Origin of the sequence: Mesorhizobium sp. Root695, from assembly GCF_001428185.1 — a bacterium.
Lineage (GTDB): Bacteria > Pseudomonadota > Alphaproteobacteria > Rhizobiales > Rhizobiaceae > Mesorhizobium.
This window is the reverse complement of record NZ_LMHO01000012.1, coordinates 442,270-448,723: the sequence shown is the minus strand read 5'-3', so window position 1 is coordinate 448,723 and position 6,454 is coordinate 442,270. Positions and strand designations below refer to the sequence as shown.

The 6,454-nt window shown below is 58.9% G+C and carries 7 protein-coding genes; 3 read left to right on the top strand and 4 right to left on the bottom strand.

The window, feature by feature from the left end; all coding sequences use genetic code 11:
• The first annotated feature begins 81 nt into the window (after window positions 1–81).
• Both ASD99_RS15065 and ASD99_RS15060 read left to right on the top strand, forming a co-directional pair.
• Window positions 82–1,226, top strand: a protein-coding gene (locus ASD99_RS15065) for an IS3 family transposase (protein WP_413813934.1) whose coding sequence is annotated in 2 segments (ribosomal slippage) — window positions 82–358 and window positions 358–1,226 — 1,146 coding nt in all. Because the reading frame shifts where the segments join, the coding sequence is not laid out codon by codon here.
• Window positions 1,227–1,674: 448 nt separating this feature from the next.
• Complete coding sequence (locus ASD99_RS15060; protein WP_056590572.1) at window positions 1,675–2,745, top strand: AI-2E family transporter; 1,071 nt, start codon at window positions 1,675–1,677, stop codon at window positions 2,743–2,745.
• On the opposite strand, the gene ASD99_RS15055 is transcribed toward ASD99_RS15060, so the two are convergent.
• Entirely contained in the window at window positions 2,742–3,269 is a 528-nt protein-coding gene (locus ASD99_RS15055) for a GNAT family N-acetyltransferase (protein WP_056590575.1), read from the bottom strand. The two genes, ASD99_RS15060 and ASD99_RS15055, sit on opposite strands and share 4 nt — an antisense overlap.
• Before the next feature lie 83 nt (window positions 3,270–3,352).
• Window positions 3,353–4,000 carry a helix-turn-helix domain-containing protein gene (locus ASD99_RS15050; protein WP_056590578.1) on the bottom strand — a complete coding sequence of 216 codons (648 nt, stop codon included), beginning with the start codon at window positions 3,998–4,000 and terminating at the stop codon, window positions 3,353–3,355.
• A gap of 386 nt (window positions 4,001–4,386) precedes the next feature.
• On the opposite strand from ASD99_RS15050, the gene ASD99_RS15045 reads away from it, so the two are divergent.
• Entirely contained in the window at window positions 4,387–4,884 is a 498-nt protein-coding gene (locus ASD99_RS15045; protein ID WP_057144133.1) for a CDP-archaeol synthase, read from the top strand.
• Here ASD99_RS15045 and ASD99_RS15040 read toward each other — a convergent pair.
• Together ASD99_RS15040 and ASD99_RS15035 are read right to left on the bottom strand one after the other, a co-directional pair.
• Complete coding sequence (locus ASD99_RS15040) at window positions 4,881–5,819, bottom strand: metallophosphoesterase (RefSeq protein WP_057144099.1); 939 nt, start codon at window positions 5,817–5,819, stop codon at window positions 4,881–4,883. The two genes, ASD99_RS15045 and ASD99_RS15040, sit on opposite strands and share 4 nt — an antisense overlap.
• A gap of 93 nt (window positions 5,820–5,912) precedes the next feature.
• Complete coding sequence (locus tag ASD99_RS15035; protein WP_056590587.1) at window positions 5,913–6,311, bottom strand: c-type cytochrome; 399 nt, start codon at window positions 6,309–6,311, stop codon at window positions 5,913–5,915.
• Window positions 6,312–6,454: the final 143 nt, after the last annotated feature.

The following is a 6,454-nucleotide window of genomic DNA, read 5'->3' as shown; positions in this document are numbered from 1 at the left end:
TGAGCGCCTCCCCGAAAATCGGACAGTGACGGAAGCTACGAACTGACGTCTGCTGATCTCCAAGGACGAGGAGATCAGAATATGCGCAAACGCAGGAACCATGACGCGGGCTTCAAGGCTCGCGTGGCGCTAGAGGCCGTGAAGGGCGAGCGCACCGTGTCGGAGTTGGCCGCGGATTATGGCGTGCATCCGACGATGATCCACCAGTGGAAGAAGGCGCTGCTTGACGGGGCGGCGGACATCTTCGAGCGGGGCACGAAGAAGACCGCTGAGGTCGACGAGGACACTGTGCGTTCCTTGCATGCGAAGATCGGAGAACTGGCCGTCGCCAACGATTTTTTGTCACGAAAGCTCAAGCCTTGGGGCGGGAAATGAGACGCGGGATGATCGAGCGGAACCATCCCGTGCTGTCGGTGGGCGCGCAGTGCCGCCTGCTGTCGATCTCGCGGTCCTCGTTCTATTACGAGCCGCAGGGTGAGGCAGAAATGAACCTCGCCCTCATGCTGCTGATCGACAAGCAGTTCCTGGAGACGCCCTTCTACGGCGTGCAGCAAATGACCTGGCACCTGCGGAATGATGGCCATGCCGTGAACGTCAAGCGCATCCGGCGGTTGATGCGGCTTATGTGCCTGATGCCGATCTTCCAGAAGCCGGACACCAGCAAGCCCGCGAAGGGACACAAGACCTATCCCTATCTGCTGGGCGGGCTGCGGGTCGAGCGGCCCAATCAGGTCTGGTGCGCCGACATCACTTACCTGCCGATGCGCAGAGGCTTCCTCTATCTGGTCGCGATCATGGACTGGTTCACCCGTAAGGTACTGGCCTGGCGCATCTCGAACACGCTGGAGGCCGACTTCTGCGTCGAGGCCCTGAACGAGGCAATCCACCGCTTCGGCCCGCCCGAGATCATGAATACCGATCAGGGCTCGCAGTTCACGTCCTTCGCCTGGACCGACCGGCTGAAGCGGGTCGGGACCCGGATCTCCATGGACGGCAAGGGACGCTGTCTCGATAACATCTTCATCGAGCGCCTGTGGCGGTCGCTGAAGTATGAATGCGTCTACCTGCACGCCTGGGAGACTGGGTCGCAGGCCAAGGCAGGCATCGGTCGCTGGATCATCTTCTACAACTACCAGCGGCCTCACGCAGCCCATGGCGGACAGCCGCCCGCCGTGGTCTACTTCAACAGCATCGAAACCGATCAGCAGGCGCGGAGAGTAGCTTAAACCACCCAGAAATCTGTCCGAAGATCGGGGAGTAGCTCANTCTTCTACACCTACCAGCGGCCTCACGCAGCCCATGGCGGACAGCCGCCCGCCGTGGTCTACTTCAACAGCATCGAAACCGATCAGCAGGCGCGGAGAGTAGCTTAAACCACCCAGAAATCTGTCCGAAGATCGGGGAGTAGCTCACGTTGATCGGAGGGAGTGCAGCGTTCCTCCTCGGCGTGCCGCAAGACTGGCTACTTCTCGTCAGGGTGTTGTTGCAGTCCCGTTGGTGCTTGCCTGTCGCGGCGACATCAATTTGGAAGGTTTGAAATCTTGAGCTTGCCGATCCATCATCGCTGTCGGATTCAAGGTTTGCTAGGTACCACAGCGGTGAGGATATGACAGCGGAAGCTGCCCTTTTGTCAGGAAACCCGTTAGGCTCACTTGGCTTGCGAGATGGCGCGACATGCTCGGCCTTAAACAGTTGTCCGACATGAAACAGGTAAGATTGCTGGGTGTCCTGGCGGCGACAGCGATCGGTGTATATGTCTGCTATCTGTTGGTGCTGCCGTTTTTACCGGCATTGACTTGGGCACTCGTGCTGGCAATCGTCCTTCATCCGGCCCATCTGAAGGTGGAGGCGAAGACCGGAAATCGAGATCTGGCAGCCCTGATATCAGTAAGCGTTGCGGCGGTTGCAGTCGGCCTGCCGCTGATTTTCGTGGCACAGCAACTCGTTCGCGAGGCGGCAAATGGAGCTACCTATCTTGAGGAGGTTATCCGGGGATGGAACGCAAAAGGCTTCGCGTTAGACTATCCCAGGCTTTCAGCCTTTGCCCAGTGGATTGAGGACCGGCTCGATCCGGCCGGCTCAGTCGCCGCATTCGCTCAATGGCTGACGGGACAAAGCACATCGCTATTGCGCGGCTCCATCAATCAAGTGGTGATGGTCGTGCTGACGTTCTATTTTCTGTTCTATTTCCTGCGGGATCGCGAACATGCCCTGCGATGGATTGAGAGCCTTTCGCCCCTGCATGCTCCGGAAACGGCATACATTCTGTCCCGTTTTGCAGAAACGGTACATGCCACGCTCATCGGCACCGTTTGCGTCGCCGCTGTTCAGGGAGCGCTGGGTGGTCTGATGTTCTGGTGGCTCGGCTTGCCCACTCCGGTCTTCTGGGGCCTGGTGATGGGACTTCTGGCCATCGTGCCTGTCCTCGGCGCATTCGTAATCTGGGTACCGGCAGCGGTCTATCTCGCGCTGGAAGGCAGCTGGGCAAGCGCGGCGATATTGACCATCTGGGGCGGCGTCATTGTCGCCGGCATCGACAATTTGCTCTACCCGATGCTTGTCGGGGACCGGTTGCGGCTCCATACGGTGGTGGCCTTCATCGGCGCGGTCGGCGGCATTGTCCTGTTCGGACCTTCCGGGCTCGTTCTCGGCCCTGCTGCTACAGCCGTCACTATCAGCCTCATTGATATCCTCAAAAGGCGATTGAACGTCCGATCCGAGGCGGAAGTAACCCTTGGCAACTAGTCAGATACTTTGCTTCCCAGCTCTCGCCGAACCAAGACAAGTGTCGGATCGTCAGGATAAGTCGTCACGGCAAATCCCATATCGCGTTCGAGCTCGATGGCAGCGCGGTTTTCGCGATTCTCAATCGACTCGATCGTATCGAGGCCCAGCCTTTCAGCATACTTTGCGATATACGCGAGCAATTCCCAGCTGACGCCCAGATGCTTGCGATCTGCGCGAATGCAGATCGCGACTTCTCCGTGCCGACCAGCCTGATCGCATGCCAAAGTTGCTACTGCGATCAGCATCCCGTCGATGGAGAAGGCAAGAAAATTGTGTATCCGGGCATCATCGGAACGCGTCATTTCGACGAGGCGCTCATGCGAAACCTCCTTCACCCCGCCGAGAAAGCGAAATCGCAGGTCCTCCGGCGTCACATGGGTGAAGAACTCCGCCAAGGTGGGTTCGTCTTCGCGGTGTGCGCTGCGCACTTCGAAGCGAAATCCAGTGCGTGTGGTAAGAGTATCTTTGGCGTCTGTAGTCATTTTGCTGCCTACAATCGTTGGAACTGGTATTGACGACCCTGGCCGCCTACGGTCTGCTGCGGGCGTCGACTAGCCGACCCGCGTCACTCGCTCATATTGTGAAGCGCCTCATGCTTGACGATTTCGATGCTGCGCAGGTTGAGCAGGCGGATGACGCCCTTTTCCTTCAGCCGGGTGAAGACCCGTGACACGGTCTCGATGGTGAGGCCGAGATAGTCGCCGATATCCATGCGAGACATCGGCAGCTCGACCTGCCGCAATCCGCCTTGCCGCTCCGCCATGTCGACCAGGAAGGCGGCGACGCGTTCGATGGCGTTCTGGCGGCCGAGAACCAGCAGGTGTTCCTGAGCCTTGGTCAACCCCTTGAGCGCAAGTGGCAGAAGCTGGCGGGACATGTCCACGCCTGAGGCAATCCGGAAAACCCGAACGCCGGTGGCGTTGATCGCCTCGGCGAAGAAATGATGCGTGGTGTCGGCTTCGAAGCCGAACGTCTCTCCAGCAAGGTGGAAGGCACTGATCTGCCGGCGACCGTCAGCAAGCAGGCGGTAGATGCGGACGGCGCCGAATTCGACCTGATAGAGGGATCCGGCCTTTTCGCCCTGGGCATAAATCTCCGCACCGGCGGGAAAGAAGCTGAGCGGCTGCAGCAGTGCGGGCTCGAAAGCCTCCGGCGTATTGGGTTGCGAGGACCGTGACGGCAGTGCAATTGTGGAGGTCGAGTAAGCGTGCATGGCTGTTCTCCCGGTTGATCCGTGACACAGCAATTCGCGCGAATCCGCGGGTGGCGAAATTCGGTTTTGTCCCTAAGGGAAACTACCTAACGTTTGGCCGAGGCGGCAGTGGAGCCGTTGATGAGACCGGGTCGGGCATTCGGGCCGTTGAGGAATACCATCATGAACCTGAGGCGGCCGCCGTTTCTGTCATCGAATATCCGCGTCGCTTCAGTGCGACGCTTGATCGGATATCACAACCAAACATCGACAGGATTATTTCTCGCCGTTGATGGGCATCAATGAGACCGCTGCGGGCTGGCCTGATGTAGTATTTGTTTCGGCTTGCACAAAACCAGGCGCGCGATTTCCGCAACGACGCCGGCCCCATGCGCTTTGAGAATACTATGACCGAGCTTCATTTTTGGTCGATTGTTCAGTGCCTCATTTTGCTGACCCTCGCGAACGGCGTGCCTGTCATCGCCAAGAAGATGCTTGGCGATTGGCTTGCATGGCCCATCGATGGCGGTCGACTCTTCTGGGACGGACATCCGCTCTTGGGCAAGTCAAAGACGCTTCGCGGGTTCGTCCTGGCAACCCTCGCTACTGCGATCGGCGCTCCCCTTGTCGGGCTCGACATTGAAACCGGAGTGCTCATCGGCTTCACCGCCATGGTCGGCGACATGCTGTCGAGCTTCATCAAACGTCGCTTGCGCTTGGCTCCGAGCGCCGAGGCGCCAGGCTTCGATCAGGTGCCGGAATCGCTGTTGCCTTTCCTGGTGGTCAGGAACCTTGTGGGGTTTTCGGTTTGGGACATTCTGATCGGTGTCGGCGCGTTTTGGATCGGTGAACTGCTGGTCTCTCGGCTTCTCTACATACTGCGCATCAGAGACAGGCCCTACTAGTCCTTGCGGACCAGTTGGTGGAGTGTGATCTCGGGAAGACAGTTTAGCCGTACCGCGACGACACTCGAGCCGGCGCCAACCGATGTGTAACCCATCATGCCATGGTACATCCACGCGCCGGCGCCCATCGTGCGCGGGAGTTTCGAATCCAGGGTGACCGGAATTCCCCCCGGCAGACAGATCTGGCCGCCATGGGTGTGACCTGCCAGCAGCACGTCGAATCCAGCGTGCGCTGCCTGGCGATAAATCTCGGGAGTATGCGAAAGCAGGATCGAAAATGCCTCGGCGGGCACATCGGCTGCTGCCTTTTCGATATTGTCGACCCGGAAGAAATGCGCATCGTCTATTCCGCCGAGATAGATGTGTTCTCCGCACCGCTCGATCACTTCGAGCTCATTCATCAGCATGCGAATGCCCATGTCCTCCAAGGCCGGAACCATTCGAACTGTATCGTGGTTCCCGAGCACCCCGTATAGCGGACCCTTGAGAGAGGCGCGTACGCGGGCGACGCCGTCGACGGCAGCTTCAAAGGGACCGAAAGTCTTTGCACGGAAATCGCCGGTCAGCACGCAAATGTCATAGTCGAGACCGGCGACGAGTTCGGTGACGCGATGCATCGCGGGGCCGCTCATGTCCGTATGCAGATCGGTGAGGTGCAGGATCCGGAATCCTTCGAAGCCGCGTGGCAGGGTTGCCGATGCGATGGTGTTGAAGCGGAGCTGGACGTTCTCGGCGTTGCGGCACCCGCGTCCATAGAGCCCCGTGATCCTCAGCCCGTTGCGGATCATCGCATGGATCGAATACCAGTTCTCCAAGTGAAAGAAGTTCAGGCCCTGGCCGAAGATTTGTGCTTCGTGGTCGTCTTCTATGCCCAGACGCTGCCTGGCATGAATCCGGCCGAGGCGCTCGTCCAACCTCAGGCTGATGTCATTCATCGCGGTCCAGAGCTAAGTTGGTGGCGCAGAGAGAACGTGCACCAATCCATGCAGGCGCAGCAAGCCATTTAGCGACCTTCGCAGCTGCTGAGACTATTGCTGCAGCGTCTCAATGTAACCGGCCAGGTTATGAATGCGTTCGGTCGTGACGACCTCACCGCCGCTGGGACCGTAAAGTGTTTCGTCTTGCTCAAGGAACTGGCGACCCCAGACCGGCATCTCGCGATCGCCATGGCTTGGTATGGGATAGCGACCGTCGATAGTTGCGAAGACCCTCGAATAGGGAAACGCGCCGCCGTTTCGTTCGGAGAGATGCGTCAGGTCGGCCGGGCGTTTCAACAGCACATCGCCAAGGGGGCCGTCGCCCTTGCCTTCGAGACCATGACAGACCGCGCAGGAGTTCAGATATTCCGCCTCACCATAGCTCATTTCCTGCGCACTAGACGCTTCGTAGGTCAGGATTGCGAGAGCTGCTGCGATCAGGAATTTCATGTGCACACCCACCGATTGATCGGCTGAGCGTACTGCGTCAACGCGTCCACGTGTTGATCCGGATCAATTGGGCGTCGGCATGGTCTTTGATTCAACGCAATGAACATGCCGAACCGCCTTGCTATCGTTGTCATCGAATTTGA

Bases quoted from the DNA above. Each gene is read 5' to 3' on its own strand.
- ASD99_RS15035 (WP_056590587.1), bottom strand. From the start codon at position 6,311: ATGAAATTCCTGATCGCAGCAGCTCTCGCAATCCTGACCTACGAAGCG.
- ASD99_RS15040 (WP_057144099.1), bottom strand. From the start codon at position 5,819: ATGAATGACATCAGCCTGAGGTTGGACGAGCGCCTCGGCCGGATTCAT.
- ASD99_RS15055 (WP_056590575.1), bottom strand. From the start codon at position 3,269: ATGACTACAGACGCCAAAGATACTCTTACCACACGCACTGGATTTCGC.
- ASD99_RS15060 (WP_056590572.1), top strand. From the start codon at position 1,675: ATGCTCGGCCTTAAACAGTTGTCCGACATGAAACAGGTAAGATTGCTG.
- ASD99_RS15045 (WP_057144133.1), top strand. From the start codon at position 4,387: ATGACCGAGCTTCATTTTTGGTCGATTGTTCAGTGCCTCATTTTGCTG.
- ASD99_RS15050 (WP_056590578.1), bottom strand. From the start codon at position 4,000: ATGCACGCTTACTCGACCTCCACAATTGCACTGCCGTCACGGTCCTCG.